The organism is Paenibacillus sp. FSL F4-0243, from assembly GCF_037963295.1.
In the GTDB taxonomy this organism is placed as follows: Bacteria; Bacillota; Bacilli; order Paenibacillales; family Paenibacillaceae; genus Paenibacillus_AQ.
In genome coordinates, this window is record NZ_CP150151.1 from 2,058,130 (window position 1) to 2,084,597 (window position 26,468).

General features: G+C 41.8%; 25 protein-coding genes. 21 read left to right on the plus strand and 4 right to left on the minus strand.

Annotation, left to right across the window (positions count from 1 at the left end):
* The first annotated feature begins 55 nt into the window (after window positions 1-55).
* The 13 genes from NSS87_RS09055 to NSS87_RS09115 all read left to right on the plus strand — a co-directional run bounded on the left by NSS87_RS09055 (window position 56) and on the right by NSS87_RS09115 (window position 11,422).
* Entirely contained in the window at window positions 56-883 is an 828-nt protein-coding gene (locus tag NSS87_RS09055; RefSeq protein ID WP_042186371.1) for an undecaprenyl-diphosphate phosphatase, read from the plus strand.
* A gap of 145 nt (window positions 884-1,028) precedes the next feature.
* Entirely contained in the window at window positions 1,029-2,132 is a 1,104-nt protein-coding gene (locus NSS87_RS09060; protein WP_042186374.1) for an HD-GYP domain-containing protein, read from the plus strand.
* A 231-nt stretch (window positions 2,133-2,363) separates the two neighbouring features.
* Entirely contained in the window at window positions 2,364-3,500 is a 1,137-nt protein-coding gene (gene yfkAB, locus NSS87_RS09065; RefSeq protein ID WP_339246415.1) for a radical SAM/CxCxxxxC motif protein YfkAB, read from the plus strand.
* Between the two features lie 51 nt (window positions 3,501-3,551).
* A complete protein-coding gene (locus tag NSS87_RS09070) occupies window positions 3,552-4,880 on the plus strand; it encodes a hemolysin family protein (protein WP_339248482.1) in 1,329 nt (442 codons plus the stop codon).
* A 164-nt stretch (window positions 4,881-5,044) separates the two neighbouring features.
* Complete coding sequence (locus NSS87_RS09075; RefSeq protein ID WP_060624606.1) at window positions 5,045-5,725, plus strand: response regulator transcription factor; 681 nt, start codon at window positions 5,045-5,047, stop codon at window positions 5,723-5,725.
* Entirely contained in the window at window positions 5,722-7,476 is a 1,755-nt protein-coding gene (locus NSS87_RS09080; protein ID WP_339246418.1) for a HAMP domain-containing sensor histidine kinase, read from the plus strand. The genes NSS87_RS09075 and NSS87_RS09080 overlap by 4 nt, the downstream gene beginning before the upstream one ends.
* 41 nt (window positions 7,477-7,517) lie before the next feature.
* On the plus strand, window positions 7,518-8,042 hold the full coding sequence (pssA, locus tag NSS87_RS09085) for a CDP-diacylglycerol--serine O-phosphatidyltransferase (RefSeq protein ID WP_042186382.1): 525 nt from the start codon (window positions 7,518-7,520) through the stop codon (window positions 8,040-8,042).
* 7 nt (window positions 8,043-8,049) lie between these two features.
* Entirely contained in the window at window positions 8,050-8,544 is a 495-nt protein-coding gene (locus tag NSS87_RS09090) for a DedA family protein (RefSeq protein WP_042186384.1), read from the plus strand.
* A gap of 48 nt (window positions 8,545-8,592) precedes the next feature.
* On the plus strand, window positions 8,593-9,609 hold the full coding sequence (locus NSS87_RS09095; RefSeq protein WP_042186385.1) for an AI-2E family transporter: 1,017 nt from the start codon (window positions 8,593-8,595) through the stop codon (window positions 9,607-9,609).
* A gap of 202 nt (window positions 9,610-9,811) precedes the next feature.
* Window positions 9,812-10,030 carry a spore coat associated protein CotJA gene (locus NSS87_RS09100; RefSeq protein WP_042186387.1) on the plus strand — a complete coding sequence of 73 codons (219 nt, stop codon included), beginning with the start codon at window positions 9,812-9,814 and terminating at the stop codon, window positions 10,028-10,030.
* A 3-nt stretch (window positions 10,031-10,033) separates the two neighbouring features.
* The gene (locus NSS87_RS09105) at window positions 10,034-10,300 is read left to right on the plus strand and encodes a spore coat protein CotJB (protein WP_042186389.1); all 267 of its coding nucleotides are present in this window, start codon (window positions 10,034-10,036) and stop codon (window positions 10,298-10,300) included.
* Between the two features lie 50 nt (window positions 10,301-10,350).
* Complete coding sequence (locus NSS87_RS09110) at window positions 10,351-10,920, plus strand: manganese catalase family protein (protein ID WP_042186391.1); 570 nt, start codon at window positions 10,351-10,353, stop codon at window positions 10,918-10,920.
* A 202-nt stretch (window positions 10,921-11,122) separates the two neighbouring features.
* Window positions 11,123-11,422 carry a hypothetical protein gene (locus tag NSS87_RS09115; protein WP_339246421.1) on the plus strand — a complete coding sequence of 100 codons (300 nt, stop codon included), beginning with the start codon at window positions 11,123-11,125 and terminating at the stop codon, window positions 11,420-11,422.
* 60 nt (window positions 11,423-11,482) lie between these two features.
* Here NSS87_RS09115 and NSS87_RS09120 read toward each other — a convergent pair whose 3' ends face one another.
* Together NSS87_RS09120 and NSS87_RS09125 are read right to left on the minus strand one after the other, a co-directional pair.
* On the minus strand, window positions 11,483-12,115 hold the full coding sequence (locus NSS87_RS09120) for a LysE family transporter (protein ID WP_339248484.1): 633 nt from the start codon (window positions 12,113-12,115) through the stop codon (window positions 11,483-11,485).
* A gap of 114 nt (window positions 12,116-12,229) precedes the next feature.
* Window positions 12,230-12,745 (minus strand): DUF3231 family protein, encoded by a 516-nt coding sequence (locus NSS87_RS09125; RefSeq protein ID WP_339246422.1) that lies wholly within the window; start codon window positions 12,743-12,745, stop codon window positions 12,230-12,232.
* Between the two features lie 272 nt (window positions 12,746-13,017).
* On the opposite strand from NSS87_RS09125, the gene NSS87_RS09130 reads away from it, so the two are divergent.
* The 4 genes from NSS87_RS09130 to NSS87_RS09145 all read left to right on the plus strand — a co-directional run bounded on the left by NSS87_RS09130 (window position 13,018) and on the right by NSS87_RS09145 (window position 18,576).
* Window positions 13,018-13,380 (plus strand): MmcQ/YjbR family DNA-binding protein, encoded by a 363-nt coding sequence (locus NSS87_RS09130; protein WP_339246425.1) that lies wholly within the window; start codon window positions 13,018-13,020, stop codon window positions 13,378-13,380.
* The gene (locus NSS87_RS09135) at window positions 13,377-14,756 is read left to right on the plus strand and encodes an MATE family efflux transporter (RefSeq protein WP_339246427.1); all 1,380 of its coding nucleotides are present in this window, start codon (window positions 13,377-13,379) and stop codon (window positions 14,754-14,756) included. Before NSS87_RS09130 ends, NSS87_RS09135 begins: the two co-directional genes overlap by 4 nt.
* 346 nt (window positions 14,757-15,102) lie before the next feature.
* Complete coding sequence (locus NSS87_RS09140) at window positions 15,103-16,788, plus strand: ABC transporter ATP-binding protein (protein ID WP_339246430.1); 1,686 nt, start codon at window positions 15,103-15,105, stop codon at window positions 16,786-16,788.
* Window positions 16,789-16,860: 72 nt separating this feature from the next.
* Window positions 16,861-18,576 carry an ABC transporter ATP-binding protein gene (locus NSS87_RS09145; RefSeq protein WP_339246433.1) on the plus strand — a complete coding sequence of 572 codons (1,716 nt, stop codon included), beginning with the start codon at window positions 16,861-16,863 and terminating at the stop codon, window positions 18,574-18,576.
* A gap of 127 nt (window positions 18,577-18,703) precedes the next feature.
* Here the strand turns inward: NSS87_RS09145 and pgmB are convergent, their stop codons facing one another.
* Window positions 18,704-19,396 carry a beta-phosphoglucomutase gene (pgmB, locus tag NSS87_RS09150; protein ID WP_339246436.1) on the minus strand — a complete coding sequence of 231 codons (693 nt, stop codon included), beginning with the start codon at window positions 19,394-19,396 and terminating at the stop codon, window positions 18,704-18,706.
* A 20-nt stretch (window positions 19,397-19,416) separates the two neighbouring features.
* Window positions 19,417-21,705, minus strand: a complete 2,289-nt coding sequence (locus tag NSS87_RS09155) for a glycosyl hydrolase family 65 protein (RefSeq protein ID WP_339246439.1) — start codon at window positions 21,703-21,705, stop codon at window positions 19,417-19,419.
* 111 nt (window positions 21,706-21,816) lie between these two features.
* Here NSS87_RS09155 and NSS87_RS09160 point away from each other — a divergent pair, with 111 nt between their 5' ends.
* From NSS87_RS09160 to NSS87_RS09175, 4 genes are all read left to right on the plus strand, one after another.
* Window positions 21,817-22,566 carry an AraC family transcriptional regulator gene (locus NSS87_RS09160; protein WP_339246442.1) on the plus strand — a complete coding sequence of 250 codons (750 nt, stop codon included), beginning with the start codon at window positions 21,817-21,819 and terminating at the stop codon, window positions 22,564-22,566.
* A gap of 160 nt (window positions 22,567-22,726) precedes the next feature.
* Window positions 22,727-22,864: an AraC family transcriptional regulator gene (locus NSS87_RS09165; protein WP_076301039.1), complete on the plus strand. Its 138-nt coding sequence runs from the start codon at window positions 22,727-22,729 to the stop codon at window positions 22,862-22,864.
* 615 nt (window positions 22,865-23,479) lie between these two features.
* The gene (locus NSS87_RS09170) at window positions 23,480-25,570 is read left to right on the plus strand and encodes a DNA/RNA non-specific endonuclease (protein WP_339246449.1); all 2,091 of its coding nucleotides are present in this window, start codon (window positions 23,480-23,482) and stop codon (window positions 25,568-25,570) included.
* A 7-nt stretch (window positions 25,571-25,577) separates the two neighbouring features.
* On the plus strand, window positions 25,578-26,057 hold the full coding sequence (locus tag NSS87_RS09175) for an antitoxin YezG family protein (RefSeq protein WP_339246451.1): 480 nt from the start codon (window positions 25,578-25,580) through the stop codon (window positions 26,055-26,057).
* Window positions 26,058-26,468 lie beyond the last annotated feature (411 nt).

Genomic DNA, 26,468 nt, shown 5'->3' on the forward strand with positions numbered 1-26,468 from the left:
CTACACTTATAGACTCCATTTAACAGTGCTAGATTCCCAAAAATAGGAGGACATTATGGACACGATTACAGCTATTATTTTAGCAATTGTCGAAGGGATCACTGAATTTATTCCTGTATCTTCGACCGGACACATGATCTTGACCACGAAGCTATTAGGTTTCGCTGAGCAAGATTCGATTATGAAGACTTATGAAATTGTAATTCAACTAGGGGCGATTTTGGCGATTGCACTTGTTTACCGCAAGCGAGTACTCAATTTGCTAGGGATTGGACGTAGTAGTTCAGGTAGAGGAGGCGTTATGCCGGCATCCCGTCTGAACTTAATTCATGTGATTCTCGGGATTGCCCCAGCACTTGCTGTGGCATTTTTTGCCCGCGATTTTATCAAAAGTCTTTTTGGAGCTTCGACTGTACTCTGGGCACTGGTGGCCGGAGGGATTCTAATGATTGTTGCAGAATGGGTGAACAGACGCAAAATACGAATTACTGCTCACGAACTGGATGATTTGTCTTACGGACAGGCGCTCGCGATTGGATTGTATCAGATTATTTCGGTACTTTGGCCGGGCTTCTCCCGTTCCGGGTCTACTATTTCCGGGGGGATGTTAAGCGGGGTCAGCTACAAGGCTTCTGCGGATTTTTCCTTCCTCATAGCCATTCCTATTATGTGTGCGGCTTCCGGATATGAACTGTTGGATTCGTATAAAAACTTCACAAGTGAGACGATTGGTTATTTTGTAATTGGTTTTCTGATTTCTTTTGTAGTGGCATATTTAGTGGTCATTTTGTTTATGAAATGGATTCAAAAGATTCGATTAACGCATTTCGCGATCTATCGATTTATTCTTGCTGCTGTATTCTGGTTGTTTATTATGCGTTAATGCCCGTTGGCATAGACCTAGACACATCTGATTTTCTTTAAGGTACACCTGTCTGAATTTCCATAGAAACGGTATAGACAAAGCGTGTGACCCAAGGATTTCAATACAGAATAGTATTTTACCGTTAAAGGCAGGAGTGAGTTTAGTGCGTTTAGTATCCGTGAATCAGCTTCAAGCAGGCATGAAATTAGGTAAAAAAATATATAATGATGAAGGTCTAACTCTACTCGCAGACGGGGTGGAGCTTACGGATGCATTGATCAAGCGTCTTGCAAGAATTGATATCGGCTATATCTACATAGAGGATTCTGTCACGGACGATATTGTGATTACTGGTATTCTACAGGATGAGACGCGCAATCAGGCGCTAAAGGTGATTCGTAATCAATTTCAGCAAATGTCTGGGGCTTCAGGAATTACCAAGGGTCTGTATCATCTGGACAAAAAATTTTCTAAGATCATGGATAACATTTTAGACGATATGTCTTTACAAGAAGATCCGATGATCATGCTGATGGATATGCACACTGCTGATAACTATTTATATGTCCATTCCCTGAATGTCTGCTTGTACACTTTAGTGCTAGGTATTGCTCACGGGTATAGTAAAGAGGAACTTCGAGTGATTGGGCTAGGCGCGCTGCTGCATGATATTGGGAAGACACAAATCCCGATAAAAATCGTACAGAAACCCGGCAGGCTCAGTGATGAAGAATTCCGCCACATGCAGGCTCATACCGAGATTGGGTTTCAGATTCTAAAGGAGGAGCCGAATATCCCGCTGCTCGCAGCACATTGTGCCTTGCAGCATCATGAACGCATTGACGGTTCCGGATATCCTCGCGGATTAACAGGGCCCCAAATCCATGAATATGCCAAGTGGCTGGGTGTAGCGGACTCCTACGATGCCATGACCTCCAATAGAGTCTACAAAAAGGCTATGCTGCCACATCAAGCCGTTGAGGCCCTCTATGTTGGTTCCGGTACTTTATATGAGCAGAAGCATTTAGAGTTGTTTAGAGATCGCGTAGCTATCTATCCGCTGGGGCTTACGGTGAAGCTCAGTACCGGGGAGAGCGGGGTTGTGGTCAAAATAGATCCAAGTACGCCTCACAGACCCACCGTACGTGTGCTTACGGGTCCTGAAGGAGAGAAAGTCGTACCGTTTGAACGAGATCTTAGTAAAGCCCTCTCCGTTGTTATTATTGACGTCGCAGAACAAGGCGGTTCTCTGGAAACGCCAAATTGATTATTTATAGCAGCGTGGAGAGAAGATTAGGCTTGTCCGAAGATATGTCGGAAGCCTATTTTTCGTCTCGCTGCTTTTATTTTTTTGAAATGTAGGGTAAGTATAGAAGGCCAGAAAGACATCATAAGTGCAGTTTTTTTGACTAACGTGGTATGATATAGGGTAAGTCATCGTTCTTTCTTCATGATTTTGGGTTAATAATAGGAATAAGATTTAAAGGAGCTAGTGCAAATGAATGTTTTAAGACCATTAACATCTTCACCGAGGGAGCTGTCGCCAAGTTACGATCCATGGGATCCAATCACTTCTCTACGTAAGCATGGCCGCCATGTGCTAACGAGTGTGGAATTCACTGTAACCAATTTATGCAATATGCGGTGTGAGCACTGTGCTGTTGGTGATAGTCTAACCTCCAAAGAAGGAGATATGCTACCGCTTAAGAATATGCTAGACCGTTTAGAGGAAGTTGAGCATCTAGAAACTATTAGTATTACGGGCGGAGAGCCCATGTTCCGCGCCGGAACGGTGGATAATATCATTGTGCCATTGTTGAAATACGCCAAAGAGCGGGGAATCAGATCACAAATTAATTCTAATCTGACGATGCCGTATTCCCGTTATGAGAAGCTGCTTCCATATCTGGACGTTATGCATATTTCATTTAATTATGTGAACGGTGACGATTTTCATGAAGTCGGTTTTGCGAACAGTGGTCATGCGGTTGCCAAGGATGCCGCTTACCGGCTATATAATACAATGATTGAGAACTCTCGCCAACTAAGTGAGGATGGTATGTTAATTTCTGCGGAAACTATGATTAATTACCGTACCCACACTAAGCTGCCTGAAATTCATAAGCTGATTCTCGACATGGGAGCAAAACGCCATGAAGTTCATCCGATGTACAATTCGAGCTTTGCTTCCGCTTTGCCAGTGTTATCTTTAAATGAAATGCGGACAGCGATCCATTCGTTACTGGACCAACGTGATCCAGAGGTATGGATGTTGTTCGGCACGCTTCCGTTTTTTGCTTGTAGCTTCCTTGAAGAAGATCAGAAATTGCTAAGTAGAATGCGTGCAGAGAAGAATGTTACGCTTCGTAACGATCCGGATGGTCGGAATCGTGTGAACGTTAATATGTTTACTGGAGATGTTTTCGTTACAGATTTCGCTGATATCGCAGCCTTTGGTAACATAGACAACCAAAAACTGGATGATATATTTATCGATTGGCAGACGAAGCATCCGCTGAACCAGAAGGTGAATTGTTACTGCGATGCAGCAGGTTGTTGCGGACCTAACCTGTTAGTAGCGGATATGTATTATCCGGAAGTTGATTTCAAAACTAGAAAAGCGATCAATCTGTAGAAATGAGGCGTTGTTAAAGTGGCGCATACGGAATTTGAAGTAGGGAGATTAATGCTTAATCTTTTGCTTGTTCTGGTGCTCGTATTATTGAACGGTATTTTTGTAGCAGCGGAGTTCTCATTAGTTAAGGTCAGGCAGTCTCGTCTGACCCAACTTGTCAGTGAAGGTAATAAAATGGCTGGATATGCACTCAAGGTAAATAAGAGACTGGATTCTTACTTATCTGCCACCCAGTTTGGGATTACACTCGCGTCACTGGGATTAGGCTGGGTCGGTGAGCCGGCCATTTCAGAGCTGCTCGTTGAACCGTTAATGTATAAAATGGGGATTACCGACGGTACTCTGATTTCTACTGTTTCTGTTGTTATCGGATTTTCGATTATTACATTTTTACATATTGTACTTGGTGAGCTTGCACCGAAATCGCTTGCGATTCAAAGAACAGAAGGATCTGCGCTACTACTCTCGGCACCGCTGATGTTCTTCTATAATCTCTTTATGCCTTTTATCTGGATACTGAATGCATCGGCGAACGCATTGCTTCGTTTAGTGGGTGTTGAGCCCGCGAATGAGAGTGAGGCAGCCCACTCGGAAGAGGAAATTCGTATCCTGATGAATCAGAGTGCTAAGAGTGGTGTCATTGATAAAGATGAGATGAAGCTGATGGATAACATCTTTGAATTCTCTGATCTTCTCGCTCGTGAAGTCATGTTGCCTCGTACGGATATGGATGTGCTGTACAGCAATCTTTCGCTCGAAGAAAATATGAAGATTATTACCGAAACAAGGCATTCACGTTATCCGGTTGCTTTTGAAGATAAGGACCGTATTATTGGTTTTATTCATATTACCGACCTGCTGTTTGCTCCACCTGAGCAGCAGAATGATCTTACGACGCTGGTTCGACCAATCCTTAACGTGCCGGAATCGATGGAGATTAGCCATACGCTTCGTTTTATGCAGAAGAATAAAGCTCAGCTTACGCTAGTTGTCGATGAATACGGCGGTACAGCCGGGCTACTGACAGCAGAAGAAATTCTGGAAGAAATCGTAGGCGATCTGCATGACGAATTCGAAGATGAGCGTCCGAGTGTGGAACGCAATGGAGATTATATTTCCGTTGAAGGCCGGATGTTGATTGAAGATGTCAATGATCTTACGGGTGTAGTGATCGAGGATGATGAAGTGGATTCCATTGGTGGCTGGTTGTTTAAGGAGCTAGAGGGGAATCCAACCAAAGGAAAACGGGTTAAAGTAGAAGATGTGATATTTGAAGTCGAGGAATCGACAAGATTGCGGATTACTCGAATTAATATCCATCGGGAACCCCCTGTTGAGAACGAAGAAAATCCATCAGAGCCGGACGGAAATAAAGAATAACCTATTGAAAATAGTAAAGTATTGTTCCGGATGTTCAGGGATAAAATGAACTCCTCCTGCTAGAGCTGCATGGCTCATGACAGGAGGAGTTTTTTGTGGACACATAAAGGACATAGCGTTCGACTATGCTAATATTTATAAATGGTTTGAAAGCGGGGTCTAGATTGAAAAAGAAGCTTCTTCTCGTTGAGGATGAAATTCGTATTCGTGAACTGGTGTCTGATTATTTCATACAGAATGATTGGGAAGTACTCGAAGCCGATAATGGAATAGATGCATTGGTTTGGTTTGACTCACTGCTGCCGGATCTGCTGATTTTGGATATCATGATGCCTGCTATGAATGGCTTTGAAGTATGCCGTGAAGTTCGTGAAAAATCAGCGGTACCTATCATTTTGTTAACCGCCAAGTCTACGGATGACGACAAAATCTACGGCTTTGAATTAGGAGCCGATGATTATGTTACAAAGCCATTTAGTCCAAAGGTGCTGGTAGCCCGGGCAAATGCACTTATGAAGCGTGTTGAAGGCTCTCATCAGCCTGAATCCAGCATAATAAAATTTGGTTCCGCGATGTTTAACACCTTAGCTCATCGCTTAGAGGTAGAAGATGCGGAAGTGGAGCTTACCCCTAAGGAATATGATCTTTTATGGCTTTTAATACGAAACAAAGGGATTGTCATTTCAAGGGATACGATCCTTAGTCGGATCTGGGGAATTGAATTTGAAGGAGATTCTAGAGTTGTGGACAGTCATATTAAAAAGCTGCGAAGTAAATTGGGTTATGAATCTCGGTTTATTCGTACGGTGATTGGTACAGGGTACATGTTCGAGGAAGAGGCATGAGAAGACGCGGAATTACTTTTAAACTGTTTGTGATGACCGTTATCTTTTTCCTCTGCTTTTATGGCATGGTGATTCTAAGCCAATTGCTGTTGTTTGACAATTTCTATCAGAAGCAAAAAGAGAACCGCGTGGAGAAACATCTTAAGAGCTTTGCTGCAAGATATATAAGCGAGCCGTGGGGAAGCACTCGAACCTCCCAGGAGCTCGTTCGGTTTATGCTGCGGAATAAAACACAAATGGTTATTTTGAAGCTGGACGGAAAAATGAATTCGGAAGATCCATTTCACATAAAGTTAATCGATGATGACGGAAAGAGTATGGTTGTCTCTTTATCCCTATTCATGAATCAGTACGGAGATGCGCTTAGAGCAGCAAACATAAAAGTAGATGACCGGTTGAGCGTTGAAGGCGAACTTCTGGATGAAGACAGTTCTTCACCCGTTATACTCTATCCCATAAGTATTACAAAAAAAGGGAGCGGAACAATAGGGGATACGGAAGAGACCGGGATGATTCATGCATCTGGTACAGTTGCAGAAATTGTACTACCTGATATGAAAATATGGAATCCACGCCAAGGAATACTGTTTGAGGCTCTAGAGGAATGGTTTCCTTTGACACCGGCGCAGATAGACGACTTCAAAAATTTGAAAATGCAGAAGCAAGACTGGATTGCTCCCTGGAGTGGGAGTCGTAATTCTGTGATTATTTTGCCTCTTAAACAAAGTACTGGAGAAATTGAACTACTATTCACAGTCACCTCATTACAGGAAGTCAAGGATTCGAACGAGGCGTTGCGTTGGTTCTTTTTATATCTGGGAATAGGCGGCATTGTTCTGATTTTGGTTCTTTCTCTCTTTTTTTCGAAAATGGTAACGCGTCCGCTAATTAAGTTAAACAACATAGCCAAACGGATGGTTTCTCTGGACTTTACAGGGGACACATCGATTCGGCAGAAGGATGAGCTAGGCAGTCTTTCTAATAGCATGTTCACCTTATCACTAAGTCTGGATTCTGCTTTACGAGAGTTAAGAGAGGCCAATCAGCAGCTAGTTGAGGATATGGAGCAGAAACAAAGAATGGAGATCATGCAGCAGGACTTTTTTGCTAATGCCTCCCATGAATTGAAGACACCGCTCAGTATTATCAAAGGTTTTGCCGAGGGATTAGAAGACGGCGTTAGCGCCGGCAAGCAGGATCACTACATTAAGGTGATTATTGAGGAAGCAGATAAAATGGAGTTTCTTGTTAAAAATATGCTAGATCTAGCGCGGTTGGAGTCGGGCACGATTAAACTTCGGAAAACTTCCTTTATGTTAAGTGAACTGACGGAAAAGGTGACGGACAAGCTGGTTCACTTGCTGAGTGAAAAACATTTGGAGGTCATCATTATTCCTGCAAACGAATTACCGATATATGCTGATGTGAACTGGATCGAACAAGTTCTGCTGAATTTTATGACTAATGCTATCAGACATGCAGAAGAAAAAAGTTCTATCACCGTCAATATTGAGAGTCATGCCCAGACTATTGTGTTCACTGTTCAAAATATAGGAGAATCCATCCCCGAAGATCAGCTAGAGCAAATCTGGGAACGGTTCTATCGGTCTGAGCCATCTCGCAGTCGAATGACGGGCGGTACAGGTCTGGGGCTTTCCATTGCGAAGCGAATATTAGATATGCACGCTTGTCTTTATTCTGTGAAAAATACGGAGAACGGCGTCAGCTTTACTGTGACCTTTGAAGGTTAAACGGATCAACAAAAATACTACAATGAAAGGGGTGAAATCGTATGAAATTGAATTGGTTGCCTTCAATGTGCACACTTGCAAACTTGGGACTCGGATCACTATCTTTGTATTTCACGATTCAAGAACGATACAGCCTGGCTTTATTTATGATATTGCTTGCGGCAATATGCGATGTACTCGATGGATTACTGGCAAGGATACTGCAATGTACCAGTGAATTCGGTAAACAATTGGACTCATTGGCGGATATTATATCATTTGGTTTAGCGCCAACCTTCCTTATCTTATTGTATAGGTTAGAAGATGCTCACTGGATTGGACCTGCAGCTTCAGTATTCTTTTTGATCTGTGGTGCACTTCGTTTGGCCAGATTTAATCTATCGGCACCTTCCAAAGGGTTCGTGGGGATGCCCATTACTGCTGCTGGAGTCATTCTGTCGATGATTTCTTTACTAGATGAACGCATGAAACCAGGACTAGTCATCGTATTAATGGCAATACTGTCCGTAATGATGGTCAGTCGTATCCCATTTCCGTCACTTAAAAAATCCTTCAACAGGAAGTGATACACCCATGCCTTGGATTATTGAGATCATTTCGCAGTACGGATATTTAGCCATATTTGCCCTTATGGCACTTGGGATTATCGGACTTCCTGTACCGGATGAGGTGTTAATGCTGTTTGTAGGCTATTTATCCTCCGTTATGGTTTTGGACTTTTCACTTTCGGTATTGGTTTGTTTCATGGGATCTATCACCGGAATGCTTATCAGCTATACCATTGGTTTAAGACTAGGGCAACCTGTGGTAGAAAAATTCGGCAAGTGGGTTGGCCTTACACCCAAGCGTTTTGCCAGTATGAAAAGATGGTTTTTGCGGTTCGGCAACTGGGCGATTTTCATTGCCTATTTCATTCCCGGTCTGAGGCATGTATCAAGCTATATCTCTGGAATCAGTGCTATGTCTTTCAAAAAATATATACTCATAACGACTGCAGGAGCGCTAACCTGGTCACTCCTTTTTGTTTCCATCGGCTTTTTTGTGGGGGCTAAGTTTTCCTTTTTATAGCCAATGGAAGATCAGCAATATTAATCGCAATCGAATGGAGCAAGATCTATGAATGTATTGAAGCGATTCTACGCGAATATAACCACCAGGCGTTTTTTTATTCTCGCACTTATCGGGTTGCTGTTGTTCAGTATTCGAGGGATGCTTAATCTGGTGTTACTGACGTTTTTGATTGCTTTTGTCATGAACAGCTTTCAGACATTGCTTAGTAAACGAATTGGTAAATTTATGAAGGTTAACAGTAAGGTAATTATTGTCATTTTATACCTCGCTTTAATCGCAGTGATTGTACTGGCCCTTGCTAAATATCTCCCTAAAGTATTGGAACAGATTAAGCAATTAACCATCTTCCTTACCAATCTCAAACCAGAAGATCTCCCGCAGAACAAGATTACATTGTATTTGTATGATATGCTCAGGGACCTTAACTATCAGTCCTATATCAAAAGAGGTATCGATTATGTGCTGAAGGTTAGCAACTGGGGTGCGACTTTCGTTATATCGACCATTCTAAGTTTTGTGTTTATTCTGGAGAAGAACCGGGTCGTCAGTTTCACTTCTAGAATGAGAGAGAGCCGAATTGCCTGGTTTTATATAGATCTGGAGTATTTCAGCCGAAAATTCATCGTTTCCTTTGGGAAAGTAATTGAAGCGCAAATTCTCATTGCCTTATTCAACACCTGTCTTACTATTATTGGCTTGTGGCTGCTTAACTTCCCATATTTATTTGCCTTATCGATCTTGATTTTTCTGCTTAGTCTCATTCCGGTGGTTGGTTTTTTGATTTCGCTCATTCCGCTCTTAATCATCGGCTACAACATCGGCGGTCTGACAACAGTCACTTATGTGCTGGCGATTATTGCGGTATTACATTTTATCGAAGGCTATTTCTTGAATCCCAAGTTGATGTCCACAAAAATGAATTTGCCGATGTTCTACACCTTTATCGTGTTGTTGTTTTCTGAGCATTATATAGGTGTCTGGGGACTTCTTCTTGGCATTCCCATCTTTGTTTTTATGTTGGATATCCTTGAGATTACCCACGAAGATTCGTCAAAAAAATGAAGTCTAGATCTTAATATTCAATAAGATCCAAGTTATAAGCTGTTTTCGGTACTTTTCCGAAGGCAGCTTATTTGTTGTGCAATTGCATGACAAATCTTGCTCCAGTGCTTTTTTTATAAATAACGTTTTATAATGTGTCCTGCTGTCATAAGTTAGCTAAGGGAGTAATAAACAAGGAACAGGAACAAAGGAGGTAAGAAAAATGGAATCACAGCTACGGAGGTATACCCCGTTTAGGGGCCCGTTTGATCCTTGCCCACCGGTGCCATTCAAGACATATGTAGTTCCACCGAATCAGTTCATTAACTTTCAGCCACCCGATCTTCCGCAGTTTAGTTTACAGGAAGCTTTGAAGTATGGCACGCTCTGGCCAGCACTGTTCAGCCCGTATGAATCTAAGTGCAAAGGAGGAGGGAAGTAGACTATGGAGGCAAACCCTTGCGATCAACGATATTATGAAATGCTTGAACAGCTGCAGACTCTTGATTTTGCCTTGGTGGAGTTAAACTTATATCTGAATACTCATCCAGATGATTTAAGAAGTATTGAACAATTTAATCAGCTGACTCAGGAACGTACCAAGCTAGCGAATCAATTTCAGGAATTATATGGTCCGCTGCAGAATTTTGGTCGCGCTTATTCGAAATGTCCGTGGGAATGGAATCAGGCTCCTTGGCCTTGGCAGGTGTAAGAAGTGTGTACTGTAAGGAACTAAGTTTCTAGAGGAGGGGAAGTTCCCGAATGTGGATATATGAGAAGAAGCTGCAATATCCGGTACGGGTCGGTAAATGTGATATCCGGATGGCGCGTTATTTAAGTGAGCAATACGGAGGAGCCGACGGTGAGCTCGCCGCAGCCCTGCGCTATATGAATCAAAGATACACGATTCCGGATAAAGTTATTGGCGTTTTGAACGATATTTCTACAGAAGAATTCGCCCACCTCGAAATGATTGCCACGATGATCTACAAGCTGACAAAGGATGCGTCGGTTTGCGAATTAGAGGAAGCTGGATTAGGACCGCATTTTGCAGCACATGATCATGCCTTGTTCTACAATAATGCCTCAGGCGTACCTTTTACAACGGCTTATATTCAAGCTAAGGGTGACCCACTGGCTGATCTTTATGAGGACATTGCGGCTGAAGAAAAGGCTCGGGCTACATACCAGTGGCTGATTGATATGACGGATGATGTGGATCTGCAGGATAGCCTTAAGTTCCTGAGGGAGCGGGAAATTATTCATGCGATTCGGTTTAAAGAAGCTGTGCAGATTATTATTGATGACCGGAATCAGAAGCGGGTATTCTGAGTGATACTAAAAAAGAGTAAAGCGACCAATAGGTCGCTTTACTCTTTTTAAATTTATACGTCTGCATGTAGTTAAGAGTATAAGGACAGCTTATTGGAGTGAGAGTAAAATTCAGAAGGTGAGCTTATATCTTCTTTACAAAAGGACTGAATTCTTTGAACCAAGCTTCTCGTAATTCAAAAAATGAAAAGAAATTGAAGTGGTGGCAGTTAAACTTATTAGGCGTTGCAGGTATAATTGGTCGTTTATCCTGCTGTCTTCTGGAAAACTGTTAAAAGGAAGTTGGTTTAGCACGATTAAACGTTGGCTAGGATTGCTGCTCATTGGGCTCGCGGTCACAGGTACTCTTTTTCATTCACTCAGCCGCCCAGGGTTATATATTAGTCTGTTGCTTGTCACACTGATCGCCGTGTGTGATTGGATCGTGACACGTGTTCGTAAGAAATATACCGTTGATACGGAAAAGGAAGCGAGTAAAGGAAATTTATTGTTAGAAATTTAGGGAATAATAGATTACTCAAAGGGTCCGACAAAAATCATTAGACCCCCAAAAAAACAAAACTTAATGAAAAAACAATAGCTGAGCAGCTTGTATACCAAAATAAAGCCCAAAACCAACAAGCGAAAGACCTGACAGCACGGAGATCGATTTTAAAACACGGATTGTCAGGACTTTACGAAACATGCTTGTGGCGACCGCCATAGATACATCCCAGATCAAAATTCCGAGTACAATAGCTCCGCTATAAATCAACAGCTGTTGCATCGGATACTCCATGGCCGCTTTGGCCAAAATGGACCCGTATATCCCTAGCCAAAATAATATGGAAAGCGGATTGAATAAAGACATCAGTAAACCGGACCAATAAGACTTAGTTAAAGATGAATCACTGCTTCTCATACCGGGTTCAGAAATCACACCAGCATTTTTAATGCTCTCTATGCCCGTATACACCAGCACAAAGAAACCAAATAACCACAAGAATGCTTTAATAAAAGGGGATTCGAGCAGATGGATCACCCCAAAGTAAACTAGTAACATGAATATGATATCAGCACTTATGGCTCCAAGCCCCACTACCCAAGCATGCCAGAAGCCCTTACGAATTCCATTGTCCAGTTGAGCGGCATTAATAGGACCAATAGGTGCGGATAGCGAAAGACCAAGAAAAATATATCCTATGAAAGTATTGATAGCATTCCCTCCTCTCTAATGTTTGTGTGTAGTACTAGCCTATTCAAAGGAAACATTTTGTAGGACAACCCAAAAAGGCCTCCGATTTATCGAAGGCCTTTTCAGGGTACAATCTTATTCAGACTCTGGTCTTTTTACCTGAAGTGGGGGAGGAATTAACCAACCTTTTTTCTTGCTCAAATTGAGGATTTTAACGCCTATCGCTGCTTTAGTTAGGTGATATTTTGCAAATAATGCACCGATATCTTCTCTGATAGAAAGACCCATAACCTGACTACAAGCTACCAATCCTGTAGCAGTGTCAGCAGCAATTTTAGCAGCAATCTCGGGATCCGTGAATCGTGCACCTACAGGAATATCTTCAAGCTTGGCTTCGGGTCTATTCGGCATCGCTGGTACTGAAGCAATCCCGTTATCTGCCAGCAGCGTATCACACTCACTAACCTCAAGCTCGGCTTGATCAATTAATGCGGCTAATACTTTTTTGAGATCATTATCACCGGCATGATACAAGTAAGCTCGGTAACACGAAAGGGCACCCTTTGCTACCATCGAAGCTTGCCATACACTAAAGATCTCTCCATAATGCATCGGTTCATCCTTGGGGTTGCCACCTAAAATTCCTGTCATAAAAAAGCTCCTTTATATTTAAATTTAAACGTATGTAGTATGCCCATAAATGTTCAGATGTTGCAGTTTTCGTCTGCTTCAAAAAATAAGAGCTACCCAAAACTATGAAATAGCTCCTTTGGTTAGCTCTTAATTAACAATCCTAGATAAGTTCATGATTTCCTCCCTGAGAAATTATGCAGAAACTGCTCAGCAGAACAAAATGATATAATTAAGAAACATGGTTAATGGCAGAAATGATCAGATTGTTGATCAGCAAAGGAGAGAGAGAGTTGAAGAATAACATCATCGAATATTGTTTGAAAAAGAAAGGGGCGACTCAGGAGCATCCGTTTGGGCCTACTCCATTGGTCATCAAAGTGGCTGATAAAATGTTCGCACTTATTTTTGAGGAAACAGGGAAGGTTGTTCGCTTAAATCTAAAATGTGACCCGATCATTGCGGAGAACTTAAGAGAGCAACATGATTGCGTTCGACCGGGATTTCATATGAACAAAAAGCACTGGAATTCAATCATGATCGATGGTTCCTTGCCAGCGTCGGATGTCTTTGACATGATAGACCATTCCTACGATATGGTTGTCAAAAAGCTTCCTAAAAGCCTCCGTGAAGCTATATTGGAAATGAATAAATGAATAATCAAATGAAGGATCGTTTTGCCAACCAAAGTATACCCAAGCTTATTTTTTTATTGGCTATTCCTGCCGTTATAGCTCAGCTAATCAATGCCATGTACAGTGTAGTTGACCGGATGTTCCTCGGAAGAATGGAGGAGGGGGGGACGCTAGCCTTATCCGCTATAGGGATATCTTTTCCGATCATTATGTTGATTTCAGCATTTGCAGCTCTAATCGGAGCTGGTGGGGCACCCCTAGCTTCCATAAAGATGGGCGAAGGAGAACATAAAAAAGCAGAAGAATTACTGGGAAGTTGTTTTACTATGCTGGTTATGGCATCCATAATCCTAACCGCTTTATTTCTTATCTTTAAGTCGCCATTCTTAACTTTATTCGGAGCGAGCCACGATACATTGCCGCTAGCCAACGATTTTTTAAGCATTTACCTTCTAGGAACTGTGGCGGTGCTCATTTCTTTAGGATTGAATCCGTTCATTGCAGCACAAGGATACGCCAAAACAGCCATGCTCACGGTATGTATTGGAGCGGTTGTGAATATCGTCCTTGACGCGATTTTTATTTTTGAGATGAATATGGGCATTAAGGGTGCAGCGTTGGCAACTGTAATTGCCCAATTTATTTCGGCTATTTGGGTATTAGGGTTCTTAATCTCTAAACGAGCTCATCTGCGCTTGCGTCTATCGAATATGCGCATTAAACCTAAAGAAGCTGCAAGTGTACTTGCATTGGGGCTTTCTCCGTTTATTATGATGTCGACCGAAAGTTTAATTCAAATTGTATTTAACACGTCCTTAGCTAAATTTGGAGGCGATATGTACGTTGCTGCCATGGGGATTATGGGCACGCTGATGCAAATCTTTGGGACGTTGTTATCTGGTTTTGCGCAAGGGGCACAGCCTATTATTAGCTATAATTATGGAGCTCGCGATTTCGCACGTGTAAAATCCACCATTTTATATTGCAGTGTTTTTTGCGCGGCTTTCGGATTGTCGATGTGGGGCGTGGCCATTTTTGTTCCGAAGCTGCCCATTATCATTTTTACCAATAATCCTGAGCTTGTGGCTCTGACCGCTAGATTAATGAAGATATTTTTCCTTGGCACTTGTATTTTTGGTATTCAATTAGCGTTTCAACAAGTATTTATTGCTTTGGGACAAGCACGAGTTTCTATTTTTATCGCGATCTTGCGTAAGATTATCTTGCTTATTCCATTAGTACTTTTGCTCCCGACATTTATTAGCCCGAAAACAGATGCAGTGATTATTGCTGAGCCTATTGCTGATTTTTGTGCGGCAGTGACTTGCTGTGTTTTATTTGGACTCACTATAAAGAAGCTTTTTAAAGATAGGTCTGATAAAGTTGGAATGCTGTGAGGATGCCCGCAATGGCGAATAGAAGTCGGTGTTCTGAGGATGAAACTAAAGATTAAGGTTCTTGCTAGCTTCGGCTAGCAAGAACCTTTTTATTTGTGATGCATGAATTCACCCGTTAATCCACCTAAAATAATACTGTTTATACTAATTTATTCATACTGTTTCCAAATAATAGTATTGATAAAATGTAATCAAGAAACATTTTAAATACTAAGGGGAACTTTATGTAATGAGAACAAAATCCTTAACCTCCACTTGGACCAGCATCCGCTATGTCCTCTCCACATCCTGGATTAACAGTAGACGTTCCATTATTTATTACTCTACTGTAACGCTTCTTTTAGCTATGCAGCCCTTCCTTTTAATCCTATTCCCAAAATTTATTATAGATGAACTGACGGGACAGCAAAGACCTCAACAGTTTATCTTCCTAATTTCACTGATGTTTTTAATACTGACTATCACTAGCTATTTTACAGGATATCTACAAAATTTGGGTTTAACTCAATTACTGAAAGTTGTATTTAAACAGATCCACGCCCACACTGCGCAAAATATGAATGTTGATTTCAAAAATACAGAAGATCCCGGTTATCTTAATCAGATGGAGCAGGCCAAGCGTTTTCTACAAAGTGTGCAGAATGGGTTTCAGGGACTTTTTCATACATTTTTTGCATGTCTGGCTGGATTTCTTGCTTTTGCGGGTTATATCACTGTAATTGGAGGATTAAATTTTGCTGTTATTATTTTTTTAATTGTAAGTATTGGGTGTTCTTATGTGTTTTCCCTTCGTGCTAAACGTTATGAGTATGAACATGAACAACAGCTTTCGGAATTGGAGAGGAAGAGAAAGTATTATTCGGATATTATGCAAGATTTTACTGTTGGTAAGGAAATTCGGATTAATTCCTTTAACAATACATTGGTGTCCCTATACCATTCAACTGTTCAAAATAGACAGAAAATTCAGTCTGCTATCAGCAATTTTTATTTTCAGAGTGAAACATTAGATATTTTGATCCGGTTGTTCCGTGAGGGGATTGTATATGGTTATTTGGCGTATCTTTACCTTCATCAGAGGATAACTATAGGTGATTTTGTGATGTACACAACTGCTGTCGCTGGATTTTCTGGCGTTCTTCAGGGATTTATGAAAGATTTAGCCCATCTGCGCACACAGAATTTATACATAGAGGAACTCCGTAACTTTTTAGAGATACCGCAAGATAAGCAGGGGGAAGGAGCTATGCATACACTCCCAACTGGCCCTTATTCGATAGAATTTAAAGAAGTTTCCTTTACATATCCTGGTACTAGCCAGCCTGTGTTTAATAAAATATCCTTCATCATCCCTCCGCATCAACGACTTGCTATTGTGGGTCATAATGGTGCTGGCAAGACAACGCTTATCAAATTGTTATGCAGGTTGTATGAACCCGATAGTGGAGAGATTACGCTGAATGGAATCAATATCAAACATTTTGCTAAAACGGATTACTGGAGATTATTTTCTACGGTATTTCAAGAAATTCGCGTACTCGCTTTCTCATTAGCAGAGAATATTTCTTTAAAAGAACATAGAGAGTCTGACGCTTTAAGAATTCATGACAGTCTAGAAAAAGCGGGACTAAGCGATAAAGTCGCCTCATTGAAATCAGGTATTCTCACCCCAATGCAAAAGTTTTTGGATGATCAAGGCGTTGAGTTCTCTGGAGGGGAAAACCAAAGAATGATGTTGGCAAGGGCGCTATATAAGAATGGAGAATTGATTATTTTGGATGAGCCGACTGCAGCAGTTGATGCAATTGCCGAATTCAACCTGTATACAAGATTTAATGAAATGATCGGAGAGAGAACAGCATTATATATTTCCCATCGGTTGTCCAGCACACGGTTCTGTGACCAGATATTGTATATGAAGCAAGGAGAGATTTCCGAAGCCGGTTCTCACAGCGAATTGATGGAACGCAGAGGAAAGTACAATCAAATGTATCAGATTCAAGCACAATATTATAAGGGAAGTGATACCTAGCTTATGAATCCATTCCCTGCTCTGAAAAAGGATTGGCATGTGACCCTTTACTTTTTGAAGCTGGTACATTCCATGTCAAAATCTTATGTTCCGTTAATGGTAGTTTCTTCACTATGTAGCGCAATCTTTCCATTTATAAACATTATCCTTCCCAAATATTTGATTGATGAATTGATGGGAGCTGGCCGCGAAATGAATATTATCCTTTGGATAGGAATTTTGGTGGCAGGTAATGCTGTCTTGGGGTTACTTCAGAGTTATCTTACTAAACAAATTGAACTGTCCAATTTATTGGTCATGGATAGTTTAGAGCTACATATTGGAAATCATATTATGAATCTGGATTATGAGAGTTTAGAGAATTCCAAAGTGCTAGATCTTAAAGAACAGGCGCTTACTCCCATTAGGCAGCAGGATGTTATACGTAAAATGCTAGATAGTATGAAGATTTTGCTGCAAACAATGCTCTCCCTATTGGGACTAACGGCCTTAATCTCTACGTTAAACATTGGAATCATCGTGCTAATTATTGGGATGATTGTACTTAATACCTTTATCTTTAAAAAGTCGCAACAAGCTCAATTCAAATTTCATAAATTATTAGCTCCTCTAAATCGGAAATTTGGCTATTATTCCAAACTGGCCGTTGATTTTTCCATGGCTAAAGATGTCCGTTTGTTTGGGATGGCTCCTTATTTGCTGAATAAAGTGGATGTATATCATAATGAAAGCGTTTGTGGTTTTGGAGGGCTTTACGAAAAAGTGGGGAGATATAAGGGCCTGACCAGTGTTAATCTTCAATTGCAAATGGTCATTATCTACGCCTACATGGTTGTGAAAGTAGTTACGGGGAAAATTCAAATTGGTGATTTTGTTATGTATATCTCCGCAGCCAATAGCTTTTCTACGCAAGTGTCTCTGGGAATGAATGCTTATGTTGATTTTCGCCAAATGTGTAAGTACATTGAGGTGTTTAGTGAATTTGAAAGTCTAAGTCCAACAATGAAAAGCGGAGAAGAGCGTCTTGAGAAACTTATGAATGTTGAGATTGAATTTTGTAATGTGTCTTTTAAATATGCGGGAAGTGAGACCTATTCATTGAAAAATGTGTCAATGACCATAAAAAATGGAGAGAAATTAGCCATAGTAGGTCAAAATGGCGCAGGTAAAACGACTTTTATTAAACTGCTTTGCCGATTGTATGAACCTGATCAAGGAGAGATTCTTCTGAATGGAAGATCTGTTCAAGATTATCGATACGATGAATATATGAAAATCTTAGGCGTAGTATTTCAAGATTATAAGTTATTTTCATTTTCTATCAAAGACAACTTATGCTCGATGGATAGCGAAACATCAGAAAAAGAAATGGAAGAAATGCTTAATCAAGTAGGATTGGAAGCAAAAATGAAAGGTTTGGACAAAGGACTAGATACACAGGTATTTAGAATCTTTGATGAAAAAGGCATAGACTTTTCGGGTGGTGAAAGTCAGAAGATTGCAATTGCTAGGGCTTTACTCAAAAAGCCACCTATTCTTATTTTGGACGAGCCTACAGCGGCGTTGGACCCTTATGCGGAGTTTGAGATGTACAACAACTTTAATCTTTTGGCAGCAAATCATACTGTTATTTATATCTCACATCGTTTATCTGCTTGTAAATTCTGCGATAAAATCGCACTTTTTAACAATGGTGAATTGCGCGAATACGGTCCACATGATCAATTGTTGAAAGACCAACAAGAGTATAGTTCGATGTGGAAAGCGCAAGCACAATATTATCAATAGGTTATTGATGATCGAAATCAGAAGCGGCTGTTCTGAAAAGTATATTTCAAACAAAAGCCGGCAAGCTTCCCTTAGGAGCTTGCCGGCTTAGTTCGTGACTTACATATATTGAGACTGGGATACCCGATTATTTAGTTACTCTATTCTTATTAGCGAATTGTTGGTTTAGCTCGGAGTAGTTAAGTTCAGCAGTGTTGTTCAAGTTCATATCAGCGTTGGACAAGCTCTCCTGTAAGGAGATATATACAGCGAACATACCGGCCGCTTTGATCGCTTCTACCCCGGCGACTGCGTCTTCGACCCCGACGCAAAATTGCGGATCTACATCAAGCGCATCGGCGGCGGTCAGGAACACTTCCGGGTCTGGTTTGTTGCGGGCAAGCTTGGCTGCATCTACAATAACTCCGAAGTCATTCTCCATACCTAGAAGGCGGATAACTGTAAAGGCATTTTTGCTAGCGGAGGCAATGCCAGTCTTCACTCCGTGGTCCTTCAGCTCGGCGAGCAATTCAGAAATGCCAGGCAACACATCGGCCGGGGTTACCTGCTGAATGAGCTGCTGATAAAACTCATTTTTGCGGGTCGCCATCTCCTCCATCTCTTCGGGAGAGTAGGTGTGCGGAGTTGCCGCTTGTCCAAGTAGCAACTCCAGTGAGGCTATTCGCGATACACCTTTGAGGTTCTCATTGAACTCTCGGGTGAACGGGAGGCTCAGCTCTTTCGCAATCATGCCCCAAGCCTGATAGTGATATTCTGCGGTATCGGTAATAACGCCGTCTAGATCAAAGATTACGGCTTGAATTTGAGATGTTGCATTCATTGTGTTTCGCTCCTTATGAATTAGGCTTGCAGCGGCTGAGTTACCGGCTTCTCATTTCCCAGAGTTACCGATTGGCCGTAGAGCGTAAGCTCAAGGGCTTCACCCTCTAGCAATTCAAGCTCCACACCTTCCTCGCGAATGGTTACAGCAATGAGGCGGCCGCGGAAGGTGAGGCGGAAGTTATATTTCTGCCAGCCCGCAGGTAGGGACGGAGCGAGCGACAGGCCATTTTCCTTGAGACGTGTTCCGGCAAAACCGTACACAATGGCCATCCACGTTCCACCCATATTGGCGAGATGTAATCCGTCTTTAGTGTTTCCGTGCGTATTGTCGAGATCGAGCCGCGCCGTCTCTATAAAATAGTTATACGCTTTATCCTTGTACCCGATCTTCGAGGCCATGATGCTGAATATGCAAGAGGACAAAGAGGAATCATGGGTAGTGATTTGCTCATAATAATCATACGACTTACGAATGGTCTCATGCGACTGCTCGTCTTCCAGCAAGTAATGAGCCAGTACAGTATCGGCTTGCTTGCAGACCTGATAACGGTACAGCGTGAGCGGATGGTAATGCAGCAACAGCGGATGTTTCTCCGGTGGTGTATTCTCGAAATCCCAGACCGCTTTGCGTAAAAAAGTATCATCCTGCGGATTAATGCCCAGCTTCTCGTCGTAAGGAAGCAGCATGGCATTCGCCGCCTTCAGCCAGCTGTCTGCTTCTGGTCCAGTTACATGCAGGCGCATACACAAAGTTTGGAATGCAGCCTCGTCATATTCTTGAAGCCGCGCAAAACTGCGTGCCGCCCATTTTAAATTATGTTTGGCCATTACATTGGTGTAATAGTTGTTGTTCACAAGACATGTGTACTCGTCCGGTCCAGTCACTTCATCGATGTGAAACTTGCCTTCGTAGTAATGACCGATCTCCATCCAAAGCCGCGCTGTCTCAAATAGCACCTCGGCGCCGTATTGGAGCAAGAAGGCGTCATCTTCTTCCGCTAGATGGTATTGGATATAGCTGTAGGCTACATCGGCGCTGATATGATATTGAGCTGTGCCGGAGGGGAAGAAGGAGGAACATTCCGTACCTGAAATCGTCCGCCATGGGAACAATGCACCTTGGGCATGGCCCATCTCTTTAGCACGTTCCCTTGCCTCCTCCAGCTTGGAATACCGGTACAATAGGAGCTGCCGGGCCAAGTCAGGCGAAGTCATTAGGAACACAGGGAACATATAAATCTCCGTGTCCCAGAAATAATGGCCTTCGTACCCTTCACCGGATAAGCCTTTAGCGGAGATGTTGCTATGCGCGTCGCGTCCGGCTGATTGCAGCAGCTGATAAAGGTTGAAACGTATGCCCTCCTGAAGCGACAAGTCGTTCTCAATGACTACATCGGAACGCTTCCAGAAGTCAGCCAAATAATGCTCCTGCTGTTCCAGCATGTCTTCAAAGGAGAGGTGCTTTAATGATTCCTGTACCTGAATACCGGTATCTACAAGCCTTTGTTCATGTCGTAGTGTATCGGTATAGACATTCCATTTGGTCAGCGATAGTGGCCCAGACAAGGAGGCGGTTGCCGTCACTGTAGCGTCGGTTTCTCCAGCCTGAGTTTCAACCTGCCAGTCACCGGCCCATTCATGCCGGGTAACACAGGAGGTCCGCAGGGCCGAAGCCATTGTCTCGTTCTCCAGGCATACATATTCACCCCGAGCTTCGCAAGATACTACGCTCAGGCGTTTGGAATGTCCTGCAGCTACACGCGGGTCATTCGGGTTAGTATAGTTACTAACATCGCCATTTACACGAGAGACAACCCGGATTGGACCGGTGAAATTGACAGGCTCAACAGTCAGATGAATGGCAAAGAGTTCACGGGTAGTGAAAGAAATGAGTCTACGGAAATGCAGCTTGAGTTCTTTACCGGAGGGGGATTTCCAGTGGATTTTACGCTCCGAGTATCCCCTGTCCAGATGGAGTTTACGCTCATAGGCGAGGACATTCTCTGCTGTAAGTGCAAATGGCTCCATATCTTCGCCTATATAAATATTTATCCCTTGGGAATCTATAATATTAACCAGTTTTTGCTGGGTACCTGGAAAGGCGAATAGCTTCTCCCCATAGGGAATGTCAATCACATCGTGAAAGGCGTTCAAATATGTTCCGCGGATACTGCGGATTTCTTTATCGGAATACCCTTCTTCAAAATTGCCACGCACGCCCAAATATCCATTCCCCAGCGCAAAAATACTTTCCAAATTCAGTAGGGTATCTGCCGACAATCCCTGATTGGCAATGCTCCAGCTCATGCTTATGTTTCCTCCCTTGATGGTTATGAATTGAATTTTAAGTCCGAAAGAGCTAGAATTATACTAAATTATTTAGGATATTATCAAAATTTTTAGGTGAGGTTAACAAGTATGGATCAACTTAAAGGACAACATAAACTGCCGGAATATTGGTCCACACGTTCTGTGGATCTGTCAGAGGGATTTGTCCATCCTCCGCTGGATTATGAACATGAGCTTTTGGAAGCTATCCGACTTGGTGACGAGAACCGGGCACTGGAAGCACTGCATAGAATTAACGCAATGGAAGCTGCTACGCTAGCCCGATATCCGCTGCGCTCCAAGAAAAACGCTATGATTGCATCCTGCACCTTGTTTACACGTGCGATTATCCGGGGTGGTGTTGACCCTGAGACCGCTTTTCAGCTGAGTGATACGTTCATCCGTTCGGTGGAGACTACGACAGAGCTTGAGGCACTTCATCGATACGAATATGAGATGGTCCTGCAATTCATTGCAGTGATGCGCCAGCAGAAGGAGAACCTTCACTATTCACATATTGTCAATCTATCCGTATATTTTATACGCGAGCATCTGTTTCAAGATTTGAACCTTAGCCTGATCTCCCGGCATGTTGGTGTGCATCCCAGTTATTTGTCCGACCGCTTCAAGCGTGAAACGGGTATGCCGCTCACAGAATTTATCAACCGGCGTAGAATTGAGGAATCGCAGTCGATCCTCATTCACACGAATCAGTCTATATCCGAAATCGCTTTGATGTTTAAATTTTGCAGCCAAAGTTACTATACACAGTTATTTAAAAAATACACTGGCTTGACCCCCAAGCAGTTTCGTCGGGACGGTGGAGCAATTACGAAATGAGAGAAATTGAATCATTAACGATCCCTAAAATTTGCTGTCCATGCTTCCCTGGTTGGGTACTGGATAGCTCTTTTTACGTTACAGCTTCAATAGCCAAACTCGCCTTTGTCCGCTATAAATGAGATTATAAATCCACTAAATAAGTAAGAGAGACGATCAGATGGCCATTTATTTGGAATTCCCACGACTGGATAAAGCCTTTCCTTACCGCTGTATTGAGAACGATGGCAGTATATTAACTACACCACATTGGCATAAGGAAATGGAAATTATCTGGATTGTTAAAGGGAAAGCTTGAAACCCCTAATTGGTTTACTTTTATTGATCATGAATGGGATGCACTACAAAAAGATTTCTTTGAAAAGCCTCTCGATGGTTTGTTAGTTGATCTAGTCTTGATATTTAGAAAAGGGAATCCCAATTAAGACATTACTAATGTTACGATGTTTCTTGATCCTGATAGCCATAAAATCACAGAGATTTATATATATACAAGTATTACCTCAAATGAATGAACTCAAATGTAGATTAGAGGAGAGTTATTCTGATTTACTTGTTAATACTTAATCCATGTAATACAGGTATAGAGATTTCGACATTTCGTTTGTATGCACAATAATACTTGGAAAGTATAACCTAAATAACGCTAAAGCGTTACACTGAACAGGTTGATTATAGGGAGCTACCACTATAATCAACCTGTTTTTTTGCTATCTACTTATTCTTACAGCAGTGATTAGAATTAAAAAAATTAAAAGAAAGGATTTAAAGTAAAATAATGGGAAGTTAAGCCGATATATAGGTGTGTGCTCCAAATACTTAAGTTTTTAAAGATGAAGTAGTACATAAAGACCTGAGGGGTCGAAGAAAGTAGTGCATTGGATGGTCTAAGTGTAAGAACTGGAGGTCATAAATGGCATTGGACAAAATGGTATTTAAAGAAGATGAAGTCGAACGCCTGCAGACAAAAATCAGACAGGTAAGCCAAGATACCAACCGGCTGTACTTGCAGCTGAGAGGTCAGACCAATAACTGGGGTGGTATTCCGCTGGGTTCAGATTTGATACGAGCTCAGACGCTTATCAATGAACTGACGGTAGAAGCTGAAAAGCTTGAAGATATTATTCGTCTTGCAATAAAAGGAGTTCAAGGTGCACAGGATGAGAATAAGAGGCAGGCTAATCAACTTTTTCAGCAGCTTGGTACTCTTGGAGGGATGTTCGGAAAACTTGGGGGAGGCAGTGCAAATGGACAGTTTCCGATCCCAACGTATGCCCAGAAGATGGTCACGAAACTGATCACCTCGATTGCTGCTTTAATGGGACGGGATGAGTTGAATAGCGATCCTTTGGTGCAGAAACTCCAAACAACGGTTAAGAATTCCGGACTGGGAACGATCGACTCTATTGCAGCCCATAGCAAGCTGAAGGATATCTACCAGGCACGGGATCAAATTGCAAAAGCGCAGACCGCATATAAAGTCTATCAAGCGTTTGAAAACAAGACCCAAATGGACGCAATGCATAAGCTGGCGGAAGACGCACGCCAAAAGCTGAAATATCTAGGTATAGACGAAGTCCATTACAAAGCAGGTAAGGATCTAAGTGGGTATTTCAAGAAACCAGCGGTTAAGGCGTGTGATTATGATCCGTCAATTACTACCAGCAGCGTACCATTAGTTCAGAATGAATCGTATCTGCTGATGCTCCGAATGGCGATGGAACCAGGAGATCAGGGAGCCTGGGCTAAGCGTCAACTCGTAGGGGAACGACTGAATATTCCGCCGATGGAGCTTCCAGATGGGACACCGATTACCGCATATAACAATAAGAATGAGATAACACTCAACTATTTTAATGCGCATGTATTAAAACCTAACGAAACCAATTCGTTATCGGCATATTATTTGTGGTTGGAATCAACCTACGGAATGACAGAATGGCGGAAAAAAGTGGTACAAGCGGATGCGGTTACGCGGGCATTTGTAGGATCTCTTATCGAGGAAACCGTTATGGGTGTAGTGGATACAGTGACGTTTACATTCCATTTTGTCATAGACCCGGAGAAGACGACACAGGAAATGGCAGATACAGCATCTTATATCATGCAACATCCAGAAGTATTGGCAGAAGCAGCGAAGAAGATGTATCATAACTTTAATGAAGGAACGCCGGAGGAAAAGGCTTCCATGCTGGGTGCAGCTGCTTCTGTATTGGTACCGGGGCTATCTGTGACTAAGGGTATAAAGGTAGGAAAAGTGGCCGATGGGGTACAAGATTTTGCCACTAAAGCGATGGAAGGCGTGAAAGACCTTAATAAAGTCCTTCAGAATTCCGGTCACTTGGCTGAACTCCCGAGATTCAAACCATTTTTAAGCACGCCAGAAGGTGTGCCTTTCAGTGTAGGAAAGATCCCCATGGATTCGAATCCACTGCCCAAAACATTTGTGCAGGAGCATTATATAAATGAGATGAATGGGTTAGGGGATGTGAAAGGTGGTAAGATTGAAGTTCCTTATGGAACACAAATTGATAAAGTCGGTAACAAAAAAACACTAAAACCGAATGCAAAGTACACAACACCAGAAGGATATACTTATGAGACAAATGAATTTGGTCGTATTGATAGTGTCGAGGCTGACTTACAACTAGGCAAAGGAACAAGAAATAAATACGCTCAAAGTAATGTGGGAGAAACAGACAGAATCCGAGGTGATTATCCAGAGAGAGATGATGGTGGTCATTTAATAGGTAGTCAATTTAAAGGTTCTGGGGACATTGATAACTTAGTTCCAATGAATTCCCAAATTAATGAAGCCGGTGGGAAATGGCATCAGATGGAACAAGAATGGGCATCAGCGTTAGAAAGAAAAGAAAACGTAAAAGTAAAGATAACCCCCCAATACACTAGTAATGCTGCTAGACCTGATAGTTTTACAGTGGAGTACTCGATAGATGGTGGTAGGACAAAAAAAATTACAATAGAGAATCAAATTGGAGGTTAGTGGAATTATGGAGCAACAGATGGAGCAACTTTATCCCTTGATAGCAGAGCATGTTATAGGTATGATACCTGATGACAGATGGAACGAGATTTACTTGTATGCCGAAATACTGGATGGCTCTAGAGAGGTATTCTTTTATTTCAATACTTCTGAGAATGAGGATTTTATATACTCTCATGATATTCCAGAAAAATATAGCGTGAGTGAAAAAACTTACGATAACTTATTATTAGAATTACAAACAAAATTTAAAGGGTTAAGACAAATATTTATTGATAACGACCAAGAGGCATGGACAAATTTAACCTTAACCTTGAAGTATCCTGGTAAGTTAAAGATTCATTACGATTATGAAGATATAATAGCTTCAAAAGTAACCCCAACTCAAAGACAAATGATTTTTGAGTACCGTTATTTAGGTTTGCTTCCTGAAAAAGAGAAGAATAGACAGTTTGTAGAAAACTATGTTAATAGTCAAGATAAATAGCTGTAGAACCAATCTCACTTTGACAGACTCAAAATATGGGCGGAAATTATAAATATGTCATGTCTAAACATCTTTCTATTAAAGTCCTGACTTCCATCTGGAATCATGATGAGAAGATTTGTAGATTTGGTGGGGGCTACCCAGTGCCGAATAAACCTATCATTCAACCAGTAACACACTTAACCTATGTAATACCCATATAAAGATTTCATTATTTCGTTTGTACGCTCATCAACTCTTGAATTTTATAACTTAAATAATGCAATAGCGTTACGTCTAGCAGGTTGATTATGGTCAGATACCACTATAATCAACCTGTTTTTGTGCTGTCTACTTATTCTTATAGCAGTAATTAGAATTAAAAAAATTTAAAGAAAGGATTTAAAGTAAAATAATGGGAAGTTAAGCCGA

Excerpts from the sequence above, each read along its gene's own strand:
- NSS87_RS09135 (WP_339246427.1), top strand. The coding sequence starts at position 13,377 with ATGAATAATCAAATGAAGGATCGTTTTGCCAACCAAAGTATACCCAAG.
- NSS87_RS09080 (WP_339246418.1), top strand. The coding sequence starts at position 5,722 with ATGAGAAGACGCGGAATTACTTTTAAACTGTTTGTGATGACCGTTATC.
- NSS87_RS09170 (WP_339246449.1), top strand. The coding sequence starts at position 23,480 with ATGGCATTGGACAAAATGGTATTTAAAGAAGATGAAGTCGAACGCCTG.
- NSS87_RS09055 (WP_042186371.1), top strand. The coding sequence starts at position 56 with ATGGACACGATTACAGCTATTATTTTAGCAATTGTCGAAGGGATCACT.
- NSS87_RS09110 (WP_042186391.1), top strand. The coding sequence starts at position 10,351 with ATGTGGATATATGAGAAGAAGCTGCAATATCCGGTACGGGTCGGTAAA.
- NSS87_RS09155 (WP_339246439.1), bottom strand. The coding sequence starts at position 21,705 with ATGAGCTGGAGCATTGCCAATCAGGGATTGTCGGCAGATACCCTACTG.
- NSS87_RS09175 (WP_339246451.1), top strand. The coding sequence starts at position 25,578 with ATGGAGCAACAGATGGAGCAACTTTATCCCTTGATAGCAGAGCATGTT.
- NSS87_RS09100 (WP_042186387.1), top strand. The coding sequence starts at position 9,812 with ATGGAATCACAGCTACGGAGGTATACCCCGTTTAGGGGCCCGTTTGAT.
- NSS87_RS09160 (WP_339246442.1), top strand. The coding sequence starts at position 21,817 with ATGGATCAACTTAAAGGACAACATAAACTGCCGGAATATTGGTCCACA.
- pssA (WP_042186382.1), top strand. The coding sequence starts at position 7,518 with ATGAAATTGAATTGGTTGCCTTCAATGTGCACACTTGCAAACTTGGGA.
- NSS87_RS09165 (WP_076301039.1), top strand. The coding sequence starts at position 22,727 with ATGGCCATTTATTTGGAATTCCCACGACTGGATAAAGCCTTTCCTTAC.
- NSS87_RS09125 (WP_339246422.1), bottom strand. The coding sequence starts at position 12,745 with ATGACAGGAATTTTAGGTGGCAACCCCAAGGATGAACCGATGCATTAT.
- NSS87_RS09145 (WP_339246433.1), top strand. The coding sequence starts at position 16,861 with ATGTCAAAATCTTATGTTCCGTTAATGGTAGTTTCTTCACTATGTAGC.
- yfkAB (WP_339246415.1), top strand. The coding sequence starts at position 2,364 with ATGAATGTTTTAAGACCATTAACATCTTCACCGAGGGAGCTGTCGCCA.
- pgmB (WP_339246436.1), bottom strand. The coding sequence starts at position 19,396 with ATGAATGCAACATCTCAAATTCAAGCCGTAATCTTTGATCTAGACGGC.
- NSS87_RS09095 (WP_042186385.1), top strand. The coding sequence starts at position 8,593 with ATGAATGTATTGAAGCGATTCTACGCGAATATAACCACCAGGCGTTTT.
- NSS87_RS09090 (WP_042186384.1), top strand. The coding sequence starts at position 8,050 with ATGCCTTGGATTATTGAGATCATTTCGCAGTACGGATATTTAGCCATA.
- NSS87_RS09105 (WP_042186389.1), top strand. The coding sequence starts at position 10,034 with ATGGAGGCAAACCCTTGCGATCAACGATATTATGAAATGCTTGAACAG.
- NSS87_RS09140 (WP_339246430.1), top strand. The coding sequence starts at position 15,103 with ATGCAGCCCTTCCTTTTAATCCTATTCCCAAAATTTATTATAGATGAA.
- NSS87_RS09070 (WP_339248482.1), top strand. The coding sequence starts at position 3,552 with ATGCTTAATCTTTTGCTTGTTCTGGTGCTCGTATTATTGAACGGTATT.